The 23,829-nt window shown below is 73.8% G+C and carries 23 protein-coding genes; 11 read left to right on the top strand and 12 right to left on the bottom strand.

Annotated elements, in window-relative coordinates; all coding sequences use genetic code 11:
* Positions 1-28 precede the first annotated feature (28 nt).
* On the bottom strand, positions 29-4,024 hold the full coding sequence (gene hrpA, locus KBX43_RS19915; RefSeq protein ID WP_209961086.1) for an ATP-dependent RNA helicase HrpA: 3,996 nt from the start codon (positions 4,022-4,024) through the stop codon (positions 29-31).
* Positions 4,025-4,166: 142 nt separating this feature from the next.
* Here hrpA and KBX43_RS19910 point away from each other — a divergent pair, with 142 nt between their 5' ends.
* On the top strand, positions 4,167-4,634 hold the full coding sequence (locus KBX43_RS19910) for a cytidine deaminase (RefSeq protein ID WP_233607707.1): 468 nt from the start codon (positions 4,167-4,169) through the stop codon (positions 4,632-4,634).
* Between the two features lie 9 nt (positions 4,635-4,643).
* On the opposite strand, the gene KBX43_RS19905 is transcribed toward KBX43_RS19910, so the two are convergent.
* Both KBX43_RS19905 and KBX43_RS19900 read right to left on the bottom strand, forming a co-directional pair.
* Entirely contained in the window at positions 4,644-5,003 is a 360-nt protein-coding gene (locus KBX43_RS19905) for a YciI family protein (RefSeq protein WP_210886440.1), read from the bottom strand.
* Positions 5,004-5,007: 4 nt separating this feature from the next.
* Entirely contained in the window at positions 5,008-5,940 is a 933-nt protein-coding gene (locus KBX43_RS19900; RefSeq protein WP_104113625.1) for a MerR family transcriptional regulator, read from the bottom strand.
* A gap of 105 nt (positions 5,941-6,045) precedes the next feature.
* Between KBX43_RS19900 and KBX43_RS19895 the strand changes: the two genes are divergently transcribed.
* The 4 genes from KBX43_RS19895 to KBX43_RS19880 all read left to right on the top strand — a co-directional run bounded on the left by KBX43_RS19895 (position 6,046) and on the right by KBX43_RS19880 (position 10,050).
* Positions 6,046-7,092 carry an iron ABC transporter permease gene (locus KBX43_RS19895; RefSeq protein ID WP_210886437.1) on the top strand — a complete coding sequence of 349 codons (1,047 nt, stop codon included), beginning with the start codon at positions 6,046-6,048 and terminating at the stop codon, positions 7,090-7,092.
* Positions 7,093-7,244: 152 nt separating this feature from the next.
* Positions 7,245-8,234, top strand: a complete 990-nt coding sequence (locus tag KBX43_RS19890; RefSeq protein WP_281604769.1) for an iron chelate uptake ABC transporter family permease subunit — start codon at positions 7,245-7,247, stop codon at positions 8,232-8,234.
* On the top strand, positions 8,231-9,073 hold the full coding sequence (locus KBX43_RS19885; RefSeq protein ID WP_210886434.1) for an ABC transporter ATP-binding protein: 843 nt from the start codon (positions 8,231-8,233) through the stop codon (positions 9,071-9,073). Before KBX43_RS19890 ends, KBX43_RS19885 begins: the two co-directional genes overlap by 4 nt.
* A 32-nt stretch (positions 9,074-9,105) precedes the next feature.
* On the top strand, positions 9,106-10,050 hold the full coding sequence (locus KBX43_RS19880) for an ABC transporter substrate-binding protein (protein ID WP_043325074.1): 945 nt from the start codon (positions 9,106-9,108) through the stop codon (positions 10,048-10,050).
* A gap of 56 nt (positions 10,051-10,106) precedes the next feature.
* On the opposite strand, the gene KBX43_RS19875 is transcribed toward KBX43_RS19880, so the two are convergent.
* The 4 genes from KBX43_RS19875 to trmB all read right to left on the bottom strand — a co-directional run bounded on the left by KBX43_RS19875 (position 10,107) and on the right by trmB (position 15,652).
* Entirely contained in the window at positions 10,107-11,366 is a 1,260-nt protein-coding gene (locus KBX43_RS19875) for an Nramp family divalent metal transporter (RefSeq protein ID WP_210886431.1), read from the bottom strand.
* Between the two features lie 266 nt (positions 11,367-11,632).
* Positions 11,633-12,280: a hypothetical protein gene (locus KBX43_RS19870; protein ID WP_043325072.1), complete on the bottom strand. Its 648-nt coding sequence runs from the start codon at positions 12,278-12,280 to the stop codon at positions 11,633-11,635.
* Between the two features lie 119 nt (positions 12,281-12,399).
* Positions 12,400-14,904: an RNA helicase gene (locus KBX43_RS19865; RefSeq protein ID WP_043325071.1), complete on the bottom strand. Its 2,505-nt coding sequence runs from the start codon at positions 14,902-14,904 to the stop codon at positions 12,400-12,402.
* A 61-nt stretch (positions 14,905-14,965) separates the two neighbouring features.
* Positions 14,966-15,652 carry a tRNA (guanosine(46)-N7)-methyltransferase TrmB gene (gene trmB / locus KBX43_RS19860; RefSeq protein WP_210886417.1) on the bottom strand — a complete coding sequence of 229 codons (687 nt, stop codon included), beginning with the start codon at positions 15,650-15,652 and terminating at the stop codon, positions 14,966-14,968.
* Between the two features lie 79 nt (positions 15,653-15,731).
* Here trmB and KBX43_RS19855 point away from each other — a divergent pair, with 79 nt between their 5' ends.
* Together KBX43_RS19855 and KBX43_RS19850 are read left to right on the top strand one after the other, a co-directional pair.
* Complete coding sequence (locus KBX43_RS19855) at positions 15,732-16,313, top strand: hypothetical protein (protein ID WP_043325069.1); 582 nt, start codon at positions 15,732-15,734, stop codon at positions 16,311-16,313.
* A gap of 332 nt (positions 16,314-16,645) precedes the next feature.
* The gene (locus KBX43_RS19850) at positions 16,646-17,353 is read left to right on the top strand and encodes a class F sortase (protein WP_247677566.1); all 708 of its coding nucleotides are present in this window, start codon (positions 16,646-16,648) and stop codon (positions 17,351-17,353) included.
* A gap of 110 nt (positions 17,354-17,463) precedes the next feature.
* On the opposite strand, the gene KBX43_RS19845 is transcribed toward KBX43_RS19850, so the two are convergent.
* Genes KBX43_RS19845 through KBX43_RS19835 form a run of 3 tightly spaced genes read right to left on the bottom strand, consistent with a single transcriptional unit; the run spans position 17,464 to position 19,559 of the window.
* Positions 17,464-17,778: an antibiotic biosynthesis monooxygenase gene (locus KBX43_RS19845; RefSeq protein WP_043325067.1), complete on the bottom strand. Its 315-nt coding sequence runs from the start codon at positions 17,776-17,778 to the stop codon at positions 17,464-17,466.
* Between the two features lie 25 nt (positions 17,779-17,803).
* Positions 17,804-18,601: an exodeoxyribonuclease III gene (locus KBX43_RS19840; RefSeq protein WP_043325066.1), complete on the bottom strand. Its 798-nt coding sequence runs from the start codon at positions 18,599-18,601 to the stop codon at positions 17,804-17,806.
* A 37-nt stretch (positions 18,602-18,638) separates the two neighbouring features.
* Positions 18,639-19,559: a proteasome assembly chaperone family protein gene (locus KBX43_RS19835; protein ID WP_043325065.1), complete on the bottom strand. Its 921-nt coding sequence runs from the start codon at positions 19,557-19,559 to the stop codon at positions 18,639-18,641.
* A gap of 393 nt (positions 19,560-19,952) precedes the next feature.
* Between KBX43_RS19835 and KBX43_RS19830 the strand changes: the two genes are divergently transcribed.
* The 3 genes from KBX43_RS19830 (at position 19,953) to KBX43_RS19820 (ending at position 21,818) form a co-directional block, all read left to right on the top strand.
* Complete coding sequence (locus KBX43_RS19830) at positions 19,953-20,798, top strand: peptidase M23 (protein ID WP_210886414.1); 846 nt, start codon at positions 19,953-19,955, stop codon at positions 20,796-20,798.
* A gap of 93 nt (positions 20,799-20,891) precedes the next feature.
* The gene (locus KBX43_RS19825) at positions 20,892-21,038 is read left to right on the top strand and encodes a hypothetical protein (RefSeq protein ID WP_166456378.1); all 147 of its coding nucleotides are present in this window, start codon (positions 20,892-20,894) and stop codon (positions 21,036-21,038) included.
* A gap of 39 nt (positions 21,039-21,077) precedes the next feature.
* On the top strand, positions 21,078-21,818 hold the full coding sequence (locus KBX43_RS19820) for an EcsC family protein (protein ID WP_210886410.1): 741 nt from the start codon (positions 21,078-21,080) through the stop codon (positions 21,816-21,818).
* 44 nt (positions 21,819-21,862) lie between these two features.
* On the opposite strand, the gene KBX43_RS19815 is transcribed toward KBX43_RS19820, so the two are convergent.
* Both KBX43_RS19815 and KBX43_RS19810 read right to left on the bottom strand, forming a co-directional pair.
* The gene (locus KBX43_RS19815; protein ID WP_210886408.1) at positions 21,863-22,705 is read right to left on the bottom strand and encodes a GDSL-type esterase/lipase family protein; all 843 of its coding nucleotides are present in this window, start codon (positions 22,703-22,705) and stop codon (positions 21,863-21,865) included.
* Positions 22,706-22,805: 100 nt separating this feature from the next.
* Positions 22,806-23,399, bottom strand: a complete 594-nt coding sequence (locus KBX43_RS19810) for an antibiotic biosynthesis monooxygenase (RefSeq protein ID WP_043325061.1) — start codon at positions 23,397-23,399, stop codon at positions 22,806-22,808.
* Between the two features lie 164 nt (positions 23,400-23,563).
* Here KBX43_RS19810 and KBX43_RS19805 point away from each other — a divergent pair, with 164 nt between their 5' ends.
* Entirely contained in the window at positions 23,564-23,827 is a 264-nt protein-coding gene (locus tag KBX43_RS19805) for a DUF6343 family protein (RefSeq protein WP_043325060.1), read from the top strand.
* The last annotated feature ends 2 nt before the right edge of the window (positions 23,828-23,829 follow it).

The following is a 23,829-nucleotide window of genomic DNA, read 5'->3' as shown; positions in this document are numbered from 1 at the left end:
CCGCGCCGGCGTCGGCCGGCGCGGCGGATCAGCGGCCCTCGGCGTCGTCCATGGCCCGGTAGATGCGCTGCTCGGAGACCGGGTAGGGGGTGCCGAGGGCCTGGGCGAACACGTTCACCCGCAGCTCCTCGATCATCCAGCGGATCTGGCGGGCCGCCGGGGTCGCGCGCCGCGGCGGGGGCAGCGCGGCGAGCATGTCCTGGTACTCCTTCTGCACCACCGCGATCCGGTCCTGCTGCTGTTTGTCGCGCTGCGGGTTGCCGGGCAGCCGGTCCAGCCGCCGCTCGATCGCGGTCAGGTAGCGCAGCAGGTCGGGCAGGCGCGCGTAGCCGGTCTCGGTGATGAAGCCCTTGTGCACCAGGCCGGTGAGCTGGGCACGGATGTCGGCCAGCGCGGCCACCACCGCCAAGTTGCGGGTCGCGCCGAGCCGCTGCTCCACCGTGTACGCGGCGGCCAGCACCCGGCGGACCCGGTCCATCACCTCGACCACGGTGTCCACCAGGTCGGCCCGCACCTTGTCGCGCAGCGCGGCGAAGCCCTCGGCGTCCCAGGCCGGGCCGCCCGCGTCGCCGATCAGCTTGTCGATCGCCGCCCCGGCCGCGTCCTCGATCAGCTCCGGCACGCTGCCGTGCGGGTTGCGGGACAGCGCCAGCTTCGCCTCGTTGCTCAGCCGCCCCTGGAGGAACTTCGCCGGCGACGGCAGCGTCAGCCGCAGCAGCCGCCGGGTGCCCGCCCAGTGCGCGGCCTCCTGCTCGGCGGCCGAGTCGAACACCTTCACCCCGACGGTGGCGCCCTCGTCCACCAGCGCCGGGTACGCGGTCACCGCGAAGCCGGCGCGGACCTGCTCGATGGTGCGCGGCAGCGCGCCGATCGACCACTCGGTCAGCCCGGAACGGGCCACGTCCGGCGCGGCGGCGGCCACGACCTGCCGTACCTCCTGGCGCAGCTCGCGTTGCAGCGCCGGCAGGTCCTTGCCCTCGGCGACCGGTTTGTCGTCCTCGCCGAGCACCCGGAACGTGACCCGCAGGTGCGGCGGCAGCTTCCCCGGGTCCCAGGCGTCCGGCGGCACTGTCACGCCGGTCATCCGGCGCAGCTGCCGGGTCAGCGCGGCCAGCAGCGGCTCCTCGCCCGGCGTGATCGCGGCCAGCGCGGCGCGCGCGTAGTCGGGCACCGGCACGAAGTTGCGCCGCACCGGCTTGGGCAGCGACCGGATCAGCGCGATCACCAGCTCCTCGCGCAGCCCGGGCACCTGCCAGTCGAAGCTCTCCGCCGGCACCTGGTTGAGCAGCGGCAGCGGGATGTCCACAGTGACGCCGTCGGTCGGCGCGGTCGGGTCGAACGTGTACGTCAGCGGCAGCGTCACGCCGTCGGCCCGCCACTCGTCCGGGAAGTCCTCCTCGTCCACCCCGCCCCGGCCGTCGTTGACGAGCAGCTCGCGGGTGAACGTGAGCAGGTCCGGCCGCTCCCGGCGGGTCTTCTTCCACCACGAGTCGAAGTGCCGGCCGGAGACCACGTCGGCGGGGATGCGCTGGTCGTAGAAGGCGAAGATGGTCTCGTCGTCGACCAGGATGTCGCGGCGCCGGGCCCGGTTCTCCAGCTCCTCGATCTCGGTCAGCAGCTTCTGGTTGTCCCGCCAGAAGTGGTGGTGGGTCTGCCAGTCGCCCTCCACCAGGGCGTGCCTGATGAACAGCTCCCGGCTGAGCACCGGGTCGATCCGCCCGAAGTTCACCTTGCGCGAGGTGACGAGCGGGATGCCGTACAGCGTGACCTTCTCGTAGGCCATCACCGCGGCCTGCTTCTTCTCCCAGTGCGGCTCGCTGTAGCTGCGCTTGACCAGGTGCTGGGCCAGCGGCTCGACCCACTCGGGCTCGACCCGCCCGGCCACCCGCCCCCACAGCCGGGACGTCTCCACCAGCTCGGCGGCCATCACCCAGCGCGGCGGCTTCTTGAACAGCGCCGACCCGGGGAAGATCCCGAACTTCGCGCCCCGCGCGCCCAGGTATTCGTGCTTCTGCGCGTCCTTGAGGCCGAGGTGCGACAGCAGGCCGGGCAGCAGCGACTGGTGCACCTTCGGGGTGTCGATCTCCTCCGGCAGGTCGGCGCCGGCGCCGCGCCGGCCCTCACCCTTGTCCGAGGTTCGCAGCACCTGGCGCAACTGGCTGACGATGTCCTGCCACTCCCGTACCCGGAGGTAGTTGAGGTATTCGGCCTTGCACATCCGGCGGAACGCGCTGGAGGACAGCTCCCGCTGCTTCTCCCGCAGGTAGCGCCACAGGTTCAGGTACGCGACGAAGTCGGATTCCTTGTCGGCGAACCGGGCGTGCGCCTGGTCGGCCTGGGCCTGCTTGTCGGCCGGGCGTTCGCGCGGGTCCTGGATGGACAGCGCGGCGGCGATCACCACCACCTCGGTGGCGCAGCCGTTGCGTTCGCCCTCCAGGACCATCCGGGCCAGCCGGGGGTCGACCGGGAGCTGTGCCAGCCGCCGGCCCAGCGCGGTGAGCCGTTTCGCCGGGTCGGTCTCGGCCGGGTCGAGCGCGCCCAGCTCGTGCAGCAGGTTCACGCCGTCGGTGATGTTGCGCCGGTCCGGCGGGTCGATGAACGGGAACGCGGCGACGTCGCCGAGCCCGATCGCCGTCATCTGCAGGATGACCGAGGCCAGGTTGGTGCGCAGGATCTCCGGGTCGGTGAACTCGGGGCGGGAGTCGAAGTCCTGCTCGTCGTAGAGGCGGATGCAGATGCCGTCCGAGGTACGCCCGCAGCGGCCCTTGCGCTGGTTGGCGCTGGCCTGCGAGACCGGCTCGATCGGCAGCCGCTGCACCTTCAGCCGGCTGGAGTAGCGGGAGATCCGGGCGGTGCCCGGGTCCACCACGTACTTGATGCCCGGCACGGTCAGCGAGGTCTCCGCGACGTTGGTGGCCAGCACCACCCGGCGGTTGGAGTGCGCGGCGAAGACCCGGTGCTGCTCGGCGGTGGACAGCCGGGCGTACAGCGGCAGGATCTCGGCGCCGAGCAGCGACCGCTTCTTCTGGACCAGCTTGCCCAGCGCGTCGGCGGTGTCGCGGATCTCCCGCTCGCCGCTGAGGAACACCAGGATGTCGCCCGGCCCCTCGGCGGCCAGCTCCTCGACCGCGTCGCCGATGGCCTGGATCTGGTCCCGGACGTTCTCCTCGTCGGCCTCGTCCTCCTCCTCGGCCTCGGTCACCTCGACCAGCGGCCGGTAGCGGACCTCCACCGGATAGGTGCGTCCGGACACCTCGACCACCGGCGCCGGGTTGCCCTCGGCGTCGGCGAAGTGCTTCGCGAACCGGTCGGTCTCGATGGTCGCCGAGGTGATGACCACCTTGAGGTCGGGCCGGCGGGGCAGGAGCTGCCTGAGGTAACCGAGGATGAAGTCGATGTTGAGGCTGCGCTCGTGTGCCTCGTCGATGATCAGCGTGTCGTACTGCCGCAGCATCCGGTCGGTCTGCAACTCGGCCAGCAGGATGCCGTCGGTCATCAGCTTGACCAGGCTGTTCTCGCCCACCTGGTCGGTGAAGCGCACCTTGTAGCCGACCACGTCGCCCAGCTCGGTGCCGAGCTCGTCGGCGATCCGGTCGGCGACCGTACGGGCCGCCAGCCGGCGGGGCTGGGTGTGCCCGATCAGGCCGGTGATCCCGCGCCCCAGCTCCAGGCAGATCTTGGGGAGCTGGGTGGTCTTGCCGGAGCCGGTCTCACCCGCCACGATCACCACCTGGTGGTCGCGGATCGCGGCGGCGATGTCGTCCTTGCGCTCACTCACCGGCAACTGCGCCGGATAGGTGATCGCCGGCACGGCCGCGCGACGCGACTCCAGCCGGGCCTCCGCCCGGGTCACCTCGGCCGTGATCTCGGCCAGCGCCGCGTCCCGCCGCTGCGGGTCACGCAGCCGCCGCACGCCGTCGAGCCGCCGCTGGAGGCGGCGCTGGTCGCGGAACATCAGCGGGGCGAGGCGGCGGTGCAGGTCGCGGGCGGTGTCAGGGGCGGCGGGTACGGCTGGCTTCTGCATGTCGTCGCCAAGGATAGGCAGCCGCGCGGCGGACCGCCCCCGGGTTACCGGCGACGGGCGCGCCGTCACCGGCGGGCCGCCCGGCGGGGATAAAGTTGCCGCCGACGGGGGCCGACGGGGCCGACGAGGGGCGGGGATGATCATGCGGGACACCGACCGGGCGCTCGTGCAGGCCGCCACCGCCGTGGCGAAGCTGCGCTGCCGCAGCGACAACCACACCGTCGCCGCCGCCGTACGCAGCACCGACGGCCGGGTGTTCAGCGGCGTCAACGTCTACCACTTCACCGGCGGCCCGTGCGCCGAGGTGGTGGCGATCGGGGCCGCCGCGACCCAGGGCGCCGGCGAGCTGGAGACGATCGTCGCGGTGGGGGACCGGGGCCGGGGCGTCATCCCGCCGTGCGGGCGCTGCCGTCAGGTGCTGCTCGACTACTTCCCGGCGATCCGGGTGATCGTCGGGCCGCCGGACGGGCTGCGCGCGGTGCCGGTGAGCGACCTGCTGCCCGAGACGTACGTCTGGTCCGACCAGCAGGTCGAGGTGCCGGCCGGACCGCGCGCCCCGCTGTGGCCGACGCCTGTGGTGCCGGGCGTCCGGCAGGCCGCCGAGGACTGACCCGCGCGCTCAGTCGCCGGCTGCGGCCTCCAGCATCGAGCGGGGCACCGGCACCTGCTCGAAGCGGACCTGCCCCTCCGGCACCATCCAGCTGCTCACCCGCGCGATGAGCTGTCCCGCGCGGACCGCCGGGTCGTTCGCGTACAGCTCGCGGGCCATCTGCGGGTCCACCGACAGCACCGCGACGCCGCGGATCCGCTCGTCGTCGCCGTCGAGGAACGGCCCGGCCGCGAGCACCGCGCCCTGCTCCACCAGCCCGGCCTGGTGGGCCAGGTGGGCGTCCTGGATCCGCTCCAGGGCGTCGGGCGGCAGGTCCGGCGCGTCGTCCGGACGGACCAGGAGCACCACCGTGTGCCTGTCGAATCGCATGTCCTCAGGCTAGGTGCTGCCGGGCGCGCAGTGCCCGGATCGACCAGTCCAGCACCGGCGCCAGGCTCTCGGCCGGTGGCCAGCCGTTGATCACGGAGAGCAGCTCCAGGTACCGCTCCCGGCGAGGGTCGCTCGCGGTCCGCAACCGGTCCAGCATCCGCCGGCGCAGGTCGGCGTCGTCCGGCCGGCCGCAGATCCGCGCGTACCGGGCCGCCGCCCGGGCCACGATCGGATCCGCGTCGGGCGAGGCCGGCTCGACGCCGTCGGCGAGCGCCGGGGCCACCTCATCCCGGACCACGGCGACCACGTCCCGGCGTACGCCCTCGGCGCCGTTCCGGTCCGCCGCGTGCTGCTCGGCCAGCCGGCGCAGCCCAGCCCGGAATCCCGGGTCCAGGGTCAGCTCGGCCAGCTCCACCCACGCCTCGATCTGACAGTCGTCCGGATCGTCCGGCAGCTCTGGTGTGAGCGACCGGCGGATGCCCGCGAACCCCGGATCGGTCAGGCCGCCGAACGCCGCGTCGAGGAACTCGTCGACCAGCCGCCGTCGTTCCCGCACGGCCAGGCCCGCCAGCCGGTGCAGCAGGTCGGCCTCGGACGGCGTGGCCCCGCGCCGGGCGATCACCGTGAGGACCGCGCGGCGCGTCCGCAGCAGGCGGATCTGCGCGGTCAGCGCGTCCGCGTGCGCCGAGGCGACCTCGGCCAGGGTGACCTCCCGGGTCACCACCCGGCGCACAGTGGGCAGGTCCACACCCAGCTCGCGCAACGTCCGTACCAGGTCGAGCCGGGCCACCGCGGCCGCGTCGTAGCGGCGCTGACCGGCCGGCCCTCGGTCGGTGGGCGGCACGACGCCACGGTCGGACCAGAACCGGATGGTCTTCACCGGCAGCCCGGTCCGCCGGGCCAGGTCACCGATCGAGTAGCGCTCCGCACCGTCCATGGCATCCACCATCGTGCCTCCCCCTGGTGGAGGCGCAACCCGCTTAGGTACGCCTTAGCAGGTCAGCTAAGGTAAGGCGCACCTAACCGGAAGGCGAAACCCCTCGTGACCACCGTCGCCGTCCGGCCCGCGCGGGCCGGGGCTCCCGTCCGCCGCGGCACCGTCCGCCGCGTCGCGGTCACCGTGGCGGCGGCGCTCCTGCTCCTGCTGGCGCTGCTGGCCAGTCTCGCGCTCGGCAGCCGTCATTTCCCCGTCGACCAGGTGTGGCACGCGCTCGTCTCTCCGGACGGCGGCGACGCCACCACCGTGGTCCGGGAACTGCGGCTGCCGCGTACCGTCCTCGGGCTGGTCGTCGGCCTCGCGCTGGCGCTGGCCGGGGTGCTGTTCCAGGCGGTCACCCGCAATCCGCTGGCCGAGCCGCGCATTCTCGGCATCAGCGCCGGGGCCTCGTTCGGCGTGGTGCTGGCCATCGCCGTGTTCGGGGTCGGCACGCTCGCCGGGTACGTCTGGTTCGGCATCGCCGGCGCGCTGCTCACCGGGCTGCTCGTGTTCGCGGTCGCCAACCGCGCCCGCGACGGCGCCAGCCCGGTCACCCTCGCGCTCGTCGGCGCGGCCATCGACGCCGGTTTCGGCGCCATCGTGTACGCGCTGCTCAGCATCGACGCCCGTACGTTCGAGGAGTACCGCTTCTGGGTGGTCGGCGGGCTGACCGGCCGGGGCGTCGGCGTCGCCGGTCAGGTGCTCCCGTTCGTGGCGGCCGGCGTGCTGCTGGCCCTGCTGGCCGCCCGAGGCCTGGACGCGCTCGCCCTCGGCGACGACGTGGCCCGGGGGCTCGGCCACCGGGTCGCCCTGGTCCGGCTCGCCGCCGGCGGCGGTGGCGTGCTGCTCACCGGCGCCGCGGTGGCCGCAGCCGGGCCGATCGCGTTCGTCGGGCTGGCGGTGCCGCACCTGGCCCGGGCGCTCGTGGGCGCCGACCACAGGTGGACGCTGCTGGTCGCCGCGCTGCTCGGCCCCGCGCTGGTGCTGGCGGCCGACGTGACGGGCCGCCTGGTCGCCCCGCCCGGCGAGATCCCCGCGGGCATCATCACCGCCCTGCTCGGCGCCCCGCTGCTGGCCTACCTGGTCCACCGAGCCAAAACGGTGACGACATGACCACCCCGGTCCCCTGCACAGACTCCCGCGATCTTGCACTTGCCGCCCCGGCGAAAGGGGCGATCCCGGCGCGGTCGGGGCAGCAAGTGCAAGATCAACGACGTGGGCCGCTGGGGGCCGGGCGCGGGGTTCTGCGGGTCGGGGCGGCGGTGGTGGTGCCGTTCCGGTGGCGTCCTGTCGTTCTGGCGCTGGTGCTGTTCGTGCTGCTCTGCCTCGCGGTGGTGGTCAGCCTGTCGCTGGGGACGCCGTACGTGGCCCCCGTCGACGTGGTGCGGTCGCTCTCCGGCGCGGGCACCCCGTACGACCTCGTGGTGCGCGACCTGCGACTGCCCCGCGCCGTCCTCGCGGCGGTCGCCGGTGCGGCCTTCGGCGTGGCCGGCACGCTGATCCAGAGCGTGGCCCGCAACCCCCTGGCCAGCCCCGACGTCATCGGCGTCACCCAGGGCGCCGGGCTGGCCGCCACGATCGCGCTGACCAGCGGGGCGGCGGCGGTGCTGGTGGCGCCGGCGGCGCTGCTCGGCGGCCTGGCCGCGGCGGTACTGGTGTTCGCGCTCGGCGCCCGGCACGGCCTGGCCGCCCAGCGGTTCGTGCTCGCCGGCGTGGCGGTGGCGTTCGCGTTCCGGGCGCTGATCGAGGTCGTCATGCTCACCGCCGACCCGATCGACGGGCTGCGCGCGCAGATCTGGCTCATCGGCACGCTCGCCGGCAAGGGGTGGAGCGAGGCGGCCTGGATCGCCGGCACGCTCGCCGTGCTGCTGCCGGTGCTGCTCTGGGCCGGCTGGGCGCTGCGCAGCAGCACGCTCGACGACGACACCGCGCGGGGGATCGGCTTGCGGCCGGTGGCCCGGCGCATCGGCCTGGCCGGCACCGGCGTGCTGGCCGCCGCGATGGTCACCGCCCAGGTGGGCGCGGTGGACTTCGTGGCGCTCGTCGCCCCGCAGGTGGCCCGCCGGCTGGCCCGGACCGAGCGACCGCCGCTGCTCTGCGCCGCGCTGCTGGGCGCGTTGCTGCTGGTGCTCGCCGACCTGGGCGCCCGGCGGCTGCTGGCGCCCACCCAACTGCCGGCCGGCGTGCTGACCGCGGCGATCGGCGGGCCGTACCTGATCTTCGTGCTGCTGCGCACCCGAGGGAGGCGCTCGTGACCGCGCTGCTGTCCACCCGCGACCTGGTCGTCGGCTACGAGGGCCGGACCGTGCTGGACGGACTGGACCTCGACCTGCCGGCCGACACGTTCACCGTGATCGTCGGCCCGAACGCCTGCGGCAAGTCGACGCTGCTGCGCACCATGGCCCGGCTGCTCACGCCCCGGCGGGGCGCGGTGCTGCTCGACGGCGCGGCGATCCGGGACCTGCCCACCCGGGACGTGGCCCGGCGGCTCGGCGTGCTTCCGCAGAGCCCGCTGGTGCCCGAGGGGATCACCGTGGCCGACCTGGTCGGGCGCGGCCGGCAGCCCTACCAGCGCTGGTGGCGGCAGTGGTCGACCGAGGACGGCCGGGCGGTCGAGGAAGCCATGCGGCTGGCCGATGTCGCCGGGCTGGCCGACCGGGCGGTGGACACGCTCTCCGGCGGCCAGCGCCAGCGGGTGTGGATCGCCATGACGCTGGCCCAGGACACCGACGCGCTGCTACTGGACGAGCCCACCACGTACCTCGACCTGGCCCACCAGGTGGAGGTGCTGGACCTGCTGCACCGGCTGCGCGCCGAGCGGGGCCGGACCGTGGTGGCCGTGCTGCACGACCTCAACCAGGCGGCCCGGTACGCCGGTCACCTGATCGCCATGCGCGACGGCGCGGTGGTCGCCGCCGGCGAGCCGCGCGAGATCCTCACCGCCGACCTGGTCCGCGACGTGTTCGGGCTGGACTGCGTGGTCGTGCCCTGCCCGGTCAGCGGCGCCCCGCTCGTGGTGCCGGCCCTCACCCAGACCTCGGCCGTTCCGGCCGCCACGCCGGCCACGGCCGGCGCCCCCGTCGGCGACGCCTGAGCGCGCCGACCCGCACCACCGAAAGGAACACCATGCGTCGTCTCGCCGTCGCACTCACCGCCGCGCTCGCCCTCGGCGTCGGTCTCACCGCCTGCGGGGAGAGCGATCCCGTCGGCGGCGCCGGCACCGGGGAGACCCGGGAGATCACCCACGCCATGGGCACCACGAAGGTGCCGGCCGAGCCGAAGCGCGTGGTCGTGCTCGACACCGACAAGATCGACACCGCGCTGTCGCTCGGCGTCACCCCGGTCGGCGCGGCCACCGCCGGTGAGGCGAAGAGCTGGCCCACCTACTTCGGCGCGGACAAGCTCGCCGGCATCACCGAGGTCGGCGTGCTCACCGAGCCGGACCTGGAGGCGATCAACGCGCTCAACCCGGACCTCATCCTGGGCAGCAAGTTCCGCCAGGAGAAGTTCTACGACGAGCTGTCCAAGATCGCCCCGACCGTGTTCACCGAGAAGGTCGGCATCACCTGGAAGGAGAACTTCCTCCTCGACGGCGCGGCGCTGGGCAAGGAGCAGCAGGCCAAGGACCTGCTGGCCGAGTACGAGAAGCGGGCGAAGGACTTCGGCGCGAAGCTCGGCGACGCCGCGTCCCGCAAGGTCTCCATCGTGCGCTTCATGCCGACCGAGATCCGCCTGTACGGGCCGGACTCCTTCTCCGGCATCGTCGTCGGCGACACCGGCCTGGGCCGCCCCGAGCGGCAGATGCTCGCCGGCAAGGAGGACAAGCGGATGGACCGGGTCAGCCCGGAGCGCATCGCCGAGGCCGACGGCGACGTGGTGTTCGTGACCGCGTACGGCGAGAAGGCCGCCGCCGAGCAGGCCAAGGTCACCGGCGGCACGCTGTGGAAGGGCCTGTCCGCGGTCAAGGCCGGCAAGGCGCACGTGGTCTCCGACGAGATCTGGATGACCGGCATCGGCGTGGGCGCCGCCAACAAGATCCTGGACGACCTGGAGAAGTACCTGGCCGCCTGAGTCCCGATCACCAGCGCCCGTCCAGCCGCACGGGGCCGGACGGGCGCTGGCGTGTTTCAGGCGGCCAGCTGCCAGAGCAGGAACGCGTTGAGCGCCACCACGAACGCCGTGATCGCCACCGCCGCGGCGGTGGTGGCCCGCCGGTTGACCAGGCTGCCCATCAGGTCCCGGCGTCGGGTGAACATCACCACCGGGATCAGCGCGAACGGGATGCCGAAGCTCAGCACCACCTGCGACAGCACCAGCGCGCGGGTCGGGTCGACGCCGATCGCGAGCACCGCCAGCGCGGGCAGCAGCGTGATCATCCGGCGGATCAGCAGCGGGATCCGGCGGCGCAGGAAGCCCTGCATGATGATCTCGCCGGCGTACGTGCCGACGCTCGTGGAGGCGAGGCCGGACAGGAGCAGCGCGACCGCGAAGCCGACCGCCGCGGCCGTACCGAGCGTGGTGGCGAGCCCGGCGTGCACGCCTTCCAGGGTGTCGGTGCCCGGGATCGACGTGCCGTGGAAGCTGCTCGCCGCCACCAGCAGCATGGCCAGGTTGACCGCCCCGGCGACGCCGAGCGCGATCAGCACGTCGACCCGCAGGCCCTTGGCGATCACCCGCCGCTGCGCCTCGCCCTCGGCGGGCAGGCGGTTCGGCGTCAGCGCCGAGTGCACGTAGATGACGTGCGGCATCACCGTCGCGCCCAGGATGCCGGCGGCGAGCAGCATGCTGTCGGTGCCCTGCATCCGGGGCAGCAGGCCGGCCGCGGCGTCGGACACGTCCGGCTGCGCGGTGACCAGGTTGACCGCGAACGCCAGCACGATCACCCCGAGCAGCACCGCGATGGCGATCTCGAACGTCCGGAAACCCCTGGCGCGCAGCGCCAGGATGGAGAACGAGGCGGCGCCGACGATCAGGCCGCCGGACAGCAGCGGGACGCCGAACAGCAGGTACAGCGCGACCGCCCCGCCGATCACCTCGGCCAGGTCGGTGGCCATGGCGACCAGTTCGGCCTGCGCCCACATGACCCGGTTCAGCGGCCGGGGCAGGTGCTCCCGGCACAGTTCGGGCAGGCTGCGCCCGGTGGCCAGGCCGAGCTTGGCGGTGAGCGTCTGCACCAGCATGGCGGCCAGGTTCGCCGCCACCACCACCCAGACCAGCAGATAGCCGTACCGGGCCCCGGCCGTGGAGTTGGTGGCGAAGTTGCCGGGGTCGACGTAGGCGACCGCCGCTACGAACGCGGGCCCGAGCAGGATGAGGCGTCCGCGTACCGGGCGCGGGGCGGGGGCGGTCCGCAGTGGGGGTACGACAGGCGAGTCGTTTGTTACCACTGGTGCTCCTCGACGGACGACGGGCGGCGGGACGAGACGACGACCGGCGGGGGCGAGGCGGAGTCAGGCGGGTTGTTCCCGACTACTACTCACATATGCCACTAACCTGAGCACGGAGGGGAAAGCGCATACGAGGGACGGTGTCGCCCCGCCGCAGCGGCTGCTCCGGCCCGGTCGGTCGCCCCGGGCACAGCACGCCGAACGGCCGTCCCGGGTGCGGGACGGCCGTTCGGTGGGGCGGCGGTGAGCCGGATCGGATCGGTCGGTCAGGCGGCGGTGGACCAGATGGCCCGGAACGCGGCCGCCTCACCGGCCAGCCACTGCTCGATCTGCTCGGGCTTGACGTCGGCGGGCATCCGGTGCGCCTCGCCGCGCCGCACGTCGACCAGGACCGGCTCGGCGTGCGGCAGCACCGCGTCCATGTGCCGGGCCATCAGGTGCAGCGTGGCCAGGGTCGCCTCCTCGCTCGGCGGCGCCTCGTCGAAGTGCAGCCGGATCGCCTCGGCCCGGCCGTCGGCGTACCGGACGCCGAACTGCGGGTTGATCTTCACGGGCAGGTCACCCAGCATCGCGAGGGCGTCGCGGGTCTGCGCCAGGTCGACGCCGGCCGGCTCGCCCAGCGACTGCAGCCAGCGGGTCGCGCCCGGCACCAGCGCCTCGTAGAGCGGGCGCCAGCGCGGCTTGACCAGGTCGGCGACCTGCGCGAGGTGGGTGCCGCCGGTGTGGAACGCGACGTCGGCCTTGAGCGCCTTGACGAACTGGCCGTGCGGGTTGAAGCCGTGCCGGCTGGCCCGCTGGCGGCGCAGCCCGCCGACGAAGGTGGCCTTGGTGGGCCCGGTGCGGTCGACGTACCGGGTGAATCCGAGGAGGGTGGCGTAGGGGGTGACAGGGGTCGCGGAGGTGGGCGCAGTCACGAGCATCCTCCCAGGTCAACAGCTCGATTAGTACATACATTCTAATCGACGGGTCTGACATCGCCCAGGGCACGAAAAGGGCCGCCCGGACATCCCGGGCGGCCCTTTTTCGCGTAGTCCTACAGCTGGCCGACGTCGGTGATCCGGACCGCCGCCGCGCCGGTCTCGTCGGAGGCGGCGAGGTCGATCTCGGCGCTGATGCCCCAGTCGTGGTCGCCGTCCGGGTCGTCCAGGATCTGCCGTACGGTCCACTTCTCGCGGCCCTGTTCGATCATCAGCAGCGCCGGTCCGCGCGCGTCCGGCCCCACCCCGATCGCGTCGTACGTCTCGAAGTACGGCTCCAGCGCGTCGGCCCAGGCGTCGGCGTTCCAGCCGTCGCCGGCGTCCAGCTCGCCGAGCAGGTCCCAGCGGCGCAGCGCGGCCAGCTCGACGCGGCGGAACATCGCGTTGCGCACCAGCACCCGGAACGCCCGCGCGTTGCGGGTGACAGCCGGCGGCCGGTCGTCCAGCGAGGCGGCCACCTCGGCCACGTCGGACGGGTTGCGCAGCCGCTCCCACTCGTCGATCAGGCTGGAGTCGACCTGGCGGACCAGCTCGCCCAGCCACTCGATGAGGTCGACCAGCTCCTCGGTCTTCGCGTCCTCGGGGACGGTCTGCCGCAGCGTCTTGTACGCGTCGGCGAGGTACCGCAGCACCAGCCCCTCGGAGCGGGACAGCCCGTAGAACTGGACGTACTCGGGGAACGTCATGGCCCGCTCGTACATGTCGCGGACCACCGACTTGGGGGAGAGCTGGTGGTCGGCGACCCAGGGGTGGCCCTGCCGGTACATCTCGTACGCGGACTCCAGCAGCTCCGCCAGCGGCTTGGGCCAGGTCACCTCGTCGAGCAGTTCGAGGCGTGCCTCGTACTCGATGCCTTCGGCCTTCATCGCGGCGACCGCCTCGCCGCGGGCCTTGAACTGCTGCGCGGACAGCACCTGGCGCGGGTCGTCCAGGATCGACTCGATCACACTGAGCACGTCGAGCGCGTACGACGGTGACTCCCGGTCGAGCAGTTCCACGGTGGCCAGCGCCAGCGGTGACAGCGGCTGGTTGAGCGCGAAGTCGAGCTGGAGGTCGACGGTGAGGCGTACCCGGCGGCCGGTCTCGTCCGGCTCGGGCAGCTCCTCGACCACGCCGCCGGCGCGCAGCGCGCGGTAGATGGCGATGGCCCGGCGGATGTGCCGGCGCTGCGCGGCCGGGTCCTCGTGGTTGTCGGTGAGCAGGTGCCGCATCGAGGCGAACGCGTCGCCGGGGCGGCCGATCACGTTGAGCAGCATCGAGTGGCTGACCTGGAAGCTGGACGTGAGCGGCTCCGGCTCGGCCTCGACCAGGCGCTGGAACGTCGGCTCACCCCAGCCGATCGAGCCCTCCGGCGGCTTCTTCTTCACCACCTTGCGGCGCTTCTTCGGGTCGTCACCGGCCTTCGCGAGGGCCTTCTCGTTCTCGATCACGTGCTCGGGGGCCTGCACCACGACCCGGCCCAGCGTGTCGAATCCGGCCCGCCCGGCCCGGCCGGCGATCTGGTGGAACTCGCGGGCCTTCAGCAGGCGCGTCCGCACCCCGTCGTACTTCGAGAGGCCGGTGAACAGCACGGTGCGGATCGGCACGTTGATGCCGACGCCGAGCGTGTCCGTACCGCAGATGACCTTGAGCAGGCCGGCCTGGGCGAGCGTCTCGACCAGGCGGCGGTACTTCGGGAGCATGCCGGCGTGGTGCACGCCGATGCCGTGCCGGACCAGCCGGGACAGCGTCTTGCCGAAGCCGGAGGTGAACCGGAAGTTCCCGATCGCCTGGGCGATCATGTCCTTCTCGGCGCGGGTGCAGACGTTCACGCTCATCAGCGCCTGGGCGCGTTCCAGCGCGGCGGCCTGGGTGAAGTGCACCACGTACACCGGGGCCTGCTTGGTCTCCAGCAGCTCCTCCAGCGTCTCGTGCAGCGGCGTGGTCGCGTACGAGAAGAGGAGCGGGACCGGCCGCTCGGCCGAGCGGACGACGGCGGTCGGCCGCCCGGTACGCCGGCTCAGGTCGTCGACGAAGCGGGTGGTGTCGCCGAGCGTGGCGGACATCAGCACGAACTGGGCCTGCGGCAGCTCGATCAGCGGCACCTGCCACGCCCAGCCCCGGTCCGGCTCGGCGTAGAAGTGGAACTCGTCCATGACCACCTGGCCGACGTCGGCGCGGCGGCCCTCGCGCAGCGCCAGGTTGGCCAGGATCTCCGCGGTGCAGCAGATGATCGGCGCGTCCGCGTTGACGCTGGCGTCGCCGGTGAGCATGCCGACGTTCTCCGCGCCGAAGACCTCGCAGAGCGCGAAGAACTTCTCCGAGACCAGCGCCTTGATCGGCGCGGTGTAGAAGGTCGTGCGATCGTCGGCCAGCGCGGCGAAGTGCGCCGCGATCGCCACCAGGCTCTTGCCCGAGCCGGTCGGCGTATTCATGATCACGTTCGCGCCGGAGACGATCTCGATGACCGCCTCCTCCTGATGGGGATAGAGATTCAGGCCGCGCTCGGACGCCCAGGAGGCGAACGCGTCGTAGAGGGTGTCGGGATCGGCGGTCTTCGGCAGCGCGGCGGTGAGAGTCATGGCGGCTCCCATCGTGCCTGGATCACACCGCGCCGCGCCAACCGGGTTCAGCGCAACGGGTTCAGCGCCGCCGGTGGATCAGGTCGAAGACCTCCCGGCCCGCGGTCAGCGCGCGGCGCTCGAACTTCGTCACCGGCCGGTGCGCCGGACGCGGCGCGTAGCCGCCGTGTACGTCGACCAGCTCCGGGTCGGCGGTGAGCGTCTCGCGCATCGACTCGGCGTACTGCGCCCAGTCCGTCGCGCAGTGCAACGTGCCGCCCGGGGCCAGCCGGGACCGCAGCAGCGCCACGTGCGCCGGCGCGATGATCCGCCGCTTGTGGTGGCGCGTCTTCGGCCACGGGTCCGGGAAGAAGACGTGCACCGCGTCCAGGCAGCCCTCCGGCATGGCCCGGACCAGGTCCAGCGCGTCGCCCTCGGCCACCCGTACGTTGTCCAGACCGTGGCGTTCCACCAGGTCGAGCAGGTTGGCGATTCCCGGCGTATGGACCTCGACCGCCAGATAGTGTCGGTCCCGGTCGGCCGCCGCCATGGCGGCGGTGGCGTCGCCCATGCCGGAGCCGATCTCCAGCACCAGCGGCGCCCGCCGTCCGAACAGCGCCGCCGGATCGCACGGCCCGTCGAGGGCGGCGATCCTGAGGCCGTACGCGGGCCAGAGCCGGTCCAGCGCGTCGCGCTGCCGGTCGCTCATCCGCCCGCGACGCGGATGGAAGGTGCGGATGCGGGCGGCGGGAAGGTCGGTGAGGGTCACAACGAGCCGAGCCTAGCCCGGATCGGATGTGATGTGCGGCCGGGGGTGAGAGGATTCATCCCGTACGCCGGGAGGGGTCATGGGGTCGTTCAGGGTACGTGAGGCGCTGCTGGTCGCGGTCGCCGCGTGCGCCGCCCCGCTGGTCGGCGCGCTGCCCGCCCAGGCCGCGCCGCGCGCCGCCGAGCCGGTGCCGGAACAGCCCCCGGCCGACGTGATCTTCGTGGAGGTCACCCCGGGCACCGTGTCGCCCGGCTACCTGGTCGGCATCCGGGCGAGCTGCCGGAACAACACCGTGCCGGCGATCGTCACCTCGGACGCGTTCGGCAAGATCCAGGTGCAGCCGCAGCGCGGCCTGCTCACCGCCACGCCGATGGTCCACGAGCGCACCCGGCCCGGCAACTACCGGGTCAAGCTGGAGTGCCCGGGCGGGGAGACCGCCTCCACCATGCTCCAGGTGGTCAAGCAGGGGCAGCCCACCCGGCAGCCGACCCACCCGCCCAGTCACCTGCCCAGCCGCGGCCCGGCGACCGGCTTCGGCGGCACCGCCGGTCCCGGCCTCGGCGGCCTGCTGGTGCCGGTCGGACTGGCAGTGACCATGGTCGGCGCCGGGCTCGGTGTGGCCGCGTCCCGCCGCCACGCCCGTGGCGCCGCCGGACGCTGAGGCCCGCCATGGCCGAGCACTTCGTCCCGCCGCCCGCCGGTTCCCGGCGCTCCGGCTGGCCGTTCGTGGCTCTGCCCCCGCCCGCCGCGCCGCCCACGGGCTCGGCCCGGCCGTCCCGGGCCGGGCCGCCCGCCGACGCCGCCCGGTTCTCCAGGGCTGATCCGGCCGCCGCGCCCCGGACCGGCCCGCGCTCGGGGAGTGGGTCTGCCGCCGAAACAGGTCCGTCCGCCGGGACCGGGTCGTCTGCCGTGCCGGTCTCCGGGGCGCGGCCGTGGATGCCGCCGCCCGCCGCGTCGCGACCGTGGTATCCGCCGTCGGCCGATCCGCCGGCCCTGCGCCCACGCCCCGCCGGGCCGCCGCCTGTCGAGCCGCCACCGGCATCGCCGGGCGGGCGGGGCCGGGGCCGGGGCTCCTGGTCGAAGCCGCTGGCAGTGGTTCTGGTGCTGGTCGGTGTGTTCGCCACCGGGGCCGGGCTGGGGCGCACAGCCGGGCCGTTCGACTTCGCCGACGCGTCGACCGAGTCGAGCGGATCGGGCGGTTCGGGCGCGGCGGCGGCCCCGGCGAGCGCTGCCGCTCCGGCCCGGAAGCCGGCGAGCCGGCCGGTACGCCTGGCGGTGCCGGCCATCAAGGTCAACGCGCCGGTCACCCCGGTGGGGCAGGCGAAGGACGGCTCGGTGGACGTGCCGCCGCTGACCGAGCACGACCAGACCGGCTGGTACGACAGGGGAGCGGTGCCCGGCGACCCGGGTCGGGCGATCATCGTGGGCCACGTCGACACCAAGAGCGGCCCGGCCGTGTTCTACCGGCTGCGCTCGCTCAAACCGGGCGCCCGGATCCAGGTGACCCGCGCGGACCGCAGCGTGGTGACGTTCAAGGTGGACAGCGTCGAGTACTTCGACAAGTCGAACCTGCCCGCCGCGCGGGTCTACGGCGACTCAGGTCCGGCCGAGCTGCGCCTGATCACCTGCGGCGGCGAGTGGGTCGGCGGCCGCACCGGGTACCAGGACAACGTGATCGTCTTCGCGTCCCTGGCATCCTGACGGGCCACCGCCCCGGTCGATCATGAGGTTGGCGGTGACAAAACGGACGTCGAGCGCCGCTAACTTCATGATCGACGGAGAAGGGGGATGGGGATGGGGATGGGGAGGGGTCAGGGCTTGGCGGGGACCTGCTGGACGACCTCGAACTCCAGCAGGTTCGCGCCGGTGGCGACCGGCTTGCGCGGCTCGCCGCCCTCGGCGTGCGCGGCCCGGGACGGGCCCTGCGCCCACGCCTGGTACGCCTCCTCGCTCTCCCAGCGGGTGTACACGAAGTAGCGGCTCTCCCCGGCGACCGGGCGCAGCAGCTCGAAGCCGAGGAAGCCGGGGGAGTTCTCCACCGCGCCGGCCCGGGCCGCGAACCGCTTCTCCAGCTCCTCGCCGGCGCCGGGCGGGACGTCGATCGCGTTGATCTTCACGACTGCCATACGTCCACCCTAACGAGCCTCGGACTCAGAACGTCTCGACGGCCGGCGTCAGGTCGGCGTCGACCACCACCGGGGCGTGGTCCGAGGGACCCTTGCCCTTGCGGGCCTCCCGATCCACGTACGCGGAGCGGACCGCGCGGGCGAACGGCGCGCTCGCGTACACCAGGTCGATCCGCATGCCCTTGTTCTGGTGGAACATCCCGGCCCGGTAGTCCCAGTACGTGAACGGGTGCGGCCCCTTCATCGGCGTCGGCACCACGTCCTCCAGCCCGAGGTCACGCAGCGCGGCCAGGGCGGCCCGTTCGGCCGGGGTGACGTGGGTGGAGGTGGCGAACAGCGCGGGGTCCCAGACGTCGGCGTCGGTGGGCGCGACGTTGAAGTCGCCGCAGACGGCCACCGGCAGGGGCCCGGCGACCTCCGGTTCCAGGGCGTCGCGCAGCGCCGCGAACCAGGCCAGCTTGTACGCGTAGTGCGGGTCGTCCGGCGTGCGGCCGTTCGGCACGTACACCGACCAGACCCGCAGCCCGTCGCAGGTGGCCGAGATGGCGCGGGCCTCGGGTTCGGGGAAGCCGGGCTCGCCCGGGAAGCCGACCGCCACGTCGGCGAGCCCGACCCGGGACAGGACGGCGACGCCGTTCCACCGGCCGTCGCTGTGGCTGGCCACCTCGTAGCCCAGCTCGCCCACCTCGGCGACCGGGAACGCCCCGTCCGGGCACTTGGTCTCCTGCAGGCACACGACGTCGGGTTTCGTGGTGGCCAGCCAGTCGAGCAGCCGGGGCAGGCGGGCCTTCACCGAGTTGACGTTCCAGGTCGCCAGGCGCATGGCCCCAGCCTGCCGCATCGCCGCCCGTCCCGCCGCCTCAGCGCTCCGGGGTGTCGCCGGGGCGGGTCTGCTCGGCCAGGAAGCGCTCCAGCTCGGCGCCGAGCTCGTCGGCGGTGGGCAGCGGACCGGTCTCGCCGGCGAGCAGGCTCTTCTCGCCCCGGCCGCGGGCGAACGCGTCGTACTGCTCCTCCAGCGCCTGCACCAGCGTGGCCGCCTCCTCGGTCTGGGTGACCTGGCGGTCGATCTCCACCCGGACCGCCTCGGCGGCGGTGCGCAGGTCCTCGACCGGCAGCAGCAGGCCGGTGCTGCGGGACACGGCGGACAGCAGCGCCTCGGCGGCGGCCGGGTACTCGGCCTGGGCCACGTAGTGCGGCACGTGTGCGGCGAACCCGAGGGCGTCGCGGCCCTGCTCGCCGAGGCGGTACTCCAGCAGGTGACCGACGCTGGCCGGCACCTGCACCTTCTGCAGCCACGGCTCGTGGCCGGCGATCAGGTCCTTGCGCGTGGCGTGCGCGGTGACGCCGCTGGGCCGGGTGTGCGGCACCGCCATCGGGATCGAGTTGAGCCCGACGGTGAGCCGGACGTCGAGGCGGGCGCAGAGGCCGGCGACGGCGGCCACGAAACGCTCCCACTGCAGGTCCGGCTCGGGGCCGGTGAGCAGCAGGAACGGGGTCTCGTCGTCGTCGCGCAGGAGGTGCAGCTCCAGCGCCGGGGCGTCGTAGTCGGCCCAGTGGTCCTCGACGAACGTCATCACCGGGCGGCGCGAACGGTAGTCGAAGATCTGGTCGACGTCGAAGCGGGCGATCGTCCGGGCGTCGAGCGAGGTGAGCAGCTGTTCCCGGGCGAGCCGGGTGGCGTTGCCGGCGTCGACGAAGCCGGTGAGCGCCTGGATCAGCACCGGCTGGCCGAGCTCGGGCAGCTCGTCGGTGAGTTCGTAGAGCTCGTGTGGATCGAGCACCGGTGGGGTCCTCCCTGTCGACGCGTACGGGGGAGCGCCGAACGTGCGGTCTCCCCGGTTCGGCAAACGTACCGGGGGGTGTGGTCCATTCCGTTACGGACACCTCTGATGCCCGGATGGTGATCACGATTCGGCTACGCCCCGGTCCGGCGGCCGACATCCGGATCGTCCGAACGGACGAGTTAGTCGATCATCGGGCGGGAGCGGGACATCTACGAGGTTCGTGCCGGGAGAGTTTCGGCGCGTGGCCGGCGGGTGATTCGCCGGGTTCCCGAGGTCTGTCGTCGGCTGGGCGCGGCAGGCCGCGAGTGTCCGGCCCGGGTCGGCCGAAGTGTGGCGAGGGCCACTCGACAGGCCTGGGTGATCCCGGTTTGCCCTGCCTAGCCTCGTCGGATGCGTAGCGACGGCACCCTCGACGACCCGTTCGGCCCCGGCCGCCCGGCTGACCGTTCGGACGATACCCCCTCCACCAACCGTTCGGCGAGGCTCCAGGGACTCTTCCGGCGTACCCGCTTCTGGGCCCCCATGAACCCCCGGCCCGGCCGGACCAGGCTCGCGGTCGCCACCGGCGCGGCCTGCTGCCTCGGCCTGGTCGGCGTCAGCCAGGCCGGCTTCGGCGCGCCGGAGCGCGCCGCCGCCCCGGCGCCCTCGGCGGAGGTCGCCGAGCGCGCGGAGGCCGACGTCGCCTCCCGCGCGAGCGCCCGCCCGACCACCGCGCCGACCACCGCCGCCCCGTCCGCGACGGCGAGCCCGAAGGCGACCGCCAAGCCCAAGCCGAAGCCCACGAAGACGGTCCGGCAGATCGTCCCGGTCGCCGGCCTGGACCGGACCCAGATGAACAACGCCAAGAAGATCGTGCAGGCCGGCAAGGAGATGGGCGTGCCGCGCCGGGCCCTGGTCATCGCGGTGGCGACCGCGATGCAGGAGAGCACGCTGCTCAACTACGCCAGCGGCGTGCTGCCCGAGTCGCAGAACTACCCGCACCAGGCCATCGGCTGGGACCACGACTCGGTCGGGCTGTTCCAGCAGCGGCCGAGCAGCGGCTGGGGCACCGTCGAGCAGCTCATGGACCCGGAGTACGCGACGAAGGCCTTCCTGTCCGCGTTGGAGGAGATCCCCGGCTGGCAGGACCTGCCGCTGTCGGTGGCCGCCCAGGCGGTGCAGATCTCCGCGTTCCCGGACGCGTACGCCCAGCACGAGTGGCGGGCCGGCGAGGTGGTGGCCGAGATCCTGGGCTGAGCCGGACGAGTGGTTGCCGAAGGGTCGATTCGGGTATCACGGGGCTTGCCGGTCCCAGGTACACATGAAGGGGACCGCGGGACGGAGGACACCATGTCGCTGATGCAACGGATCACCGCCTTCCTGCGGTCGCCGCGGGGCCAGCAGTTGGTCGACCGCGGCCGGCGTGAGATGTCCAAGCCGGAGAACCAGGCCCGGCTGCGGCAGATCGCGACCCGGCTGCAGTCGCGCCGGCGCTGACCCGCGTCACCCCCGCCGCACGAGCCCCCGGAGCCCTTCGTGACCGACCCCGCCCCCGTCGGGGAGCCCGACGCCGTCCCCGCCGCCCCCGCCCCGCCGGTGGACGCGCCCGAGGCGCCACCGGCCAAGCTCTGGGACCGGATGCGGGAGGACCCGCAGTACGCCCCGGAGCACCTGGCCCTGGAGGCGGTTCGCCGGCTCGGGCCGGAGGCCGCGCAGTGGGCGGCCCGGGAACGTGCCCTGCGGCCGGACGCGCCGCCCGAACAGCTGGCGGACCAGGCGGTCCGCAAGTTCGTCAACCACGCCCGGCTCTCCGGCGCGGTCTCCGGCGCCGCCGGGCTGCCCGGCGCGGTGATCGACGTGGGCGTGCTGGCCTGGACCCAGGCCCGGCTGGTGCTGCACGTGGCGGCCGCGTCCGGCGCCGTCCCGACGCACGTCGACCGGGCCACCGATCTACTGGTGCTCCAGCGGGTGCACAAGGCCGCCCAGACCGCCCGCCTGGCGCTCGGGGTGGCCGCCGGCCGGGAGCGGGCCGGCGCGTTGTTCGGCTCCGCCGCCGATCGGGCGCTGGGCCGGGTGATGCTCCAGCTCGGTGTCCGGCTGGCCCGGATGGCCGGGGTACGCGCCGCCAAGCGGATGTTCGCCAAGGTCGTGCCGGGCGCCGCGATCGTGCTCGGCACCTGGGCCAACTCGTCGGCCACGAAGGAACTGGCCGACCGTACGCGCGCCCTCTACCGGGCCGGTGGTCCCCGGCCGCTTCCCGGCCCGCGTCAGCCCTGACCCTCCTCGGCCCCGGGCCCGTCCGTCCGGGCGGCCCGCGCCGGTCAGCCCGCCCAGCCGGACGCGTTCCAGGCCACCTCGGCCAGCCGGCCCTGCCCGGCCGCGTTCGGGTGGAACCAGTCCAGCGCGTTCACCTGGTCCAGCGTGAAGCGGTGACGGTGCACCGCGCCGCCGTCCCAGCGGCAGCGTGACCCGTACGCCCGGCAGGCGGCACGGAGCTGACCGTCGTACGCCTCGATCCGGTCCCGGACGCGGGCCCGGCGGGCCACCGCGGCGGGCGCGGTCGACGTGGCGTCTGCGAGCAGCGCCGGGCAGACGCCACGCGACCAGGCCCGCACGGCGCGGGGCTCGGTGTGCCCGATCTGCCAGAGCCGGTGCAGGTCCGGGATGCTGACCATCAGCACCCGGGCCTTCGGCCGGCCCTCGCGCAACACGCCCAGCGCCGCGTCGACCTGGTCGCGGAACGTGGCGACGGGCGTCATGTCGTCGACGTCGCCCCGGCAGGCGTCGTTCGCGCCGATCAGCACGGTGACCAGGTCGGCCTTGTCGCGTACCGCGGACCGGGCCTGGCCGGTCAGCGCGGACGCGCGGGCCCCGGGCACGGCCCGGTTGTACGCCCGCAGGCCCGGCGCGTCGGCGCGCAGCCGCCGGTAGATGCTCTCCACCCGCAGGCCGTCCCCGGTCGACCAGGAGTTGCGTTCGCAGCTCACCAGCACCAGGCAGGAGCCGTAGCCGGTGGTGACCGAGTCGCCGAGCGCGACCAGCACCCGGGGCTCGCCGGGGCGGGGCGTGCCGGAGGGCCGGGGCGACGCCTCGCCGGAGCCGTCACAGGCGAGCGCGACGAGCGCCGCCAGGCAGGCCAGCGCGGCGATCCAGCGTCGAGGCATGGGTTCCCCCGTCGGGCGGCGGCAACGGGCGCGTCGACCCTATGCCCCGGCGGGGTCCCGGAAGTGGTTCTGTCGGCTATCAGGCATAGACCACTGTCGTTCACATCTGTCGTGTCGGCGCAGGCCGGCCGTGCAGCCACCGGTGCAGCAGGCGGGTGATCCGGGGCAGCACCAGGTAGGTCATCAGCGGGGTGAGCACGAGCGTCATCAGCAGCGTCCGCCCGGCCAGCGGCACGTCGGCGAGGAACCGGGCGGTCAGCAGCGTGGCGGCCAGGCTCAGCGGGAAGAACGCCAGCCAGATCGTGACCGCCTGCTTCCAGCGCGGCGGCGCGGCCGGCTCCGGCTCGCCGAACGTCTCGACCACGTGGTCCACCGGCGGGTCGAACCAGCCCTCGATGCCGGTGCGCCGCTCGACCCGGGTGTGCTCGACGATGCCCTGCGCCGAGCTGAGCCACCAGCGCCGCTGCGGCGAGTCCTCCCACCCGCGCAGCGTGTCCGCGTCGGCGAAGCGGTACATCACGTGCCACTCGCCGGAACCGGGGGCGCTGCGGACGAAACCGGCGCCGAGGAAGCCCGGGAAGCTCTCCGCGAGCGCCGTACCGGCCCGCATCCACGCCACCACCTCGTCGGTACGCGCGGGGTCGGCGCGCCGGGACACGGCGACGGTCACGGGTACGGCCTGCGTCGTGGTCATGCCATCCTCTCCACCGGCCCGCGGGATCTCCGCCGGAAACCGGCACCCCGAAGTAACGCACCCGCCCGCAGCGCGCATCCGGCGACCGCCCGCCGGGTGTCCCGGATCACCGGCGTTCCCGCCCCGGCCGGTTATCCCCGCCCGTGCCGGGGTAGGCCCCAGGAATGACCCGATCACAACCCCGGCGCGCCCGCGGCACGGTCGGCCACGCGAACAGCGCCCTGAACCTGCGGCTCGTGCTGGCGACGTTCGGTCTGGTCGTGATGACCGTCTTCGCGGTGCTCGCGTTCGCCGCCGGCATCGCCTGGCTGGGCGTGGTCTGCGCGCTGCTCGCCGTGGTGGCGGTGGTCGACCTGGTCGTGATCCAGCGCCGCCGCGCCGCGCGCCGCCGGGAGGAGCCGGGCGTGCGGCACTCGCTGTTCGAGTGACA

The organism is Micromonospora sp. C41, assembly GCF_018070485.1.
Taxonomy (GTDB): Bacteria; Actinomycetota; Actinomycetes; order Mycobacteriales; family Micromonosporaceae; genus Micromonospora; species Micromonospora chalcea.
The sequence above is the reverse complement of the archived record's forward strand: the minus strand, read 5'-3'. Positions and strand labels throughout refer to the sequence as shown.

Excerpts from the sequence above, each read along its gene's own strand:
- KBX43_RS19830 (WP_210886414.1), top strand. The coding sequence starts at position 19,953 with ATGCGTAGCGACGGCACCCTCGACGACCCGTTCGGCCCCGGCCGCCCG.
- KBX43_RS19805 (WP_043325060.1), top strand. The coding sequence starts at position 23,564 with ATGACCCGATCACAACCCCGGCGCGCCCGCGGCACGGTCGGCCACGCG.
- KBX43_RS19900 (WP_104113625.1), bottom strand. The coding sequence starts at position 5,940 with ATGGACGGTGCGGAGCGCTACTCGATCGGTGACCTGGCCCGGCGGACC.
- KBX43_RS19825 (WP_166456378.1), top strand. The coding sequence starts at position 20,892 with ATGTCGCTGATGCAACGGATCACCGCCTTCCTGCGGTCGCCGCGGGGC.
- KBX43_RS19880 (WP_043325074.1), top strand. The coding sequence starts at position 9,106 with ATGCGTCGTCTCGCCGTCGCACTCACCGCCGCGCTCGCCCTCGGCGTC.
- KBX43_RS19845 (WP_043325067.1), bottom strand. The coding sequence starts at position 17,778 with ATGGCAGTCGTGAAGATCAACGCGATCGACGTCCCGCCCGGCGCCGGC.
- KBX43_RS19815 (WP_210886408.1), bottom strand. The coding sequence starts at position 22,705 with ATGCCTCGACGCTGGATCGCCGCGCTGGCCTGCCTGGCGGCGCTCGTC.
- hrpA (WP_209961086.1), bottom strand. The coding sequence starts at position 4,024 with ATGCAGAAGCCAGCCGTACCCGCCGCCCCTGACACCGCCCGCGACCTG.
- KBX43_RS19905 (WP_210886440.1), bottom strand. The coding sequence starts at position 5,003 with ATGCGATTCGACAGGCACACGGTGGTGCTCCTGGTCCGTCCGGACGAC.
- KBX43_RS19865 (WP_043325071.1), bottom strand. The coding sequence starts at position 14,904 with ATGACTCTCACCGCCGCGCTGCCGAAGACCGCCGATCCCGACACCCTC.
- KBX43_RS19840 (WP_043325066.1), bottom strand. The coding sequence starts at position 18,601 with ATGCGCCTGGCGACCTGGAACGTCAACTCGGTGAAGGCCCGCCTGCCC.
- KBX43_RS19910 (WP_233607707.1), top strand. The coding sequence starts at position 4,167 with ATGCGGGACACCGACCGGGCGCTCGTGCAGGCCGCCACCGCCGTGGCG.
- KBX43_RS19810 (WP_043325061.1), bottom strand. The coding sequence starts at position 23,399 with ATGACCACGACGCAGGCCGTACCCGTGACCGTCGCCGTGTCCCGGCGC.
- KBX43_RS19855 (WP_043325069.1), top strand. The coding sequence starts at position 15,732 with ATGGGGTCGTTCAGGGTACGTGAGGCGCTGCTGGTCGCGGTCGCCGCG.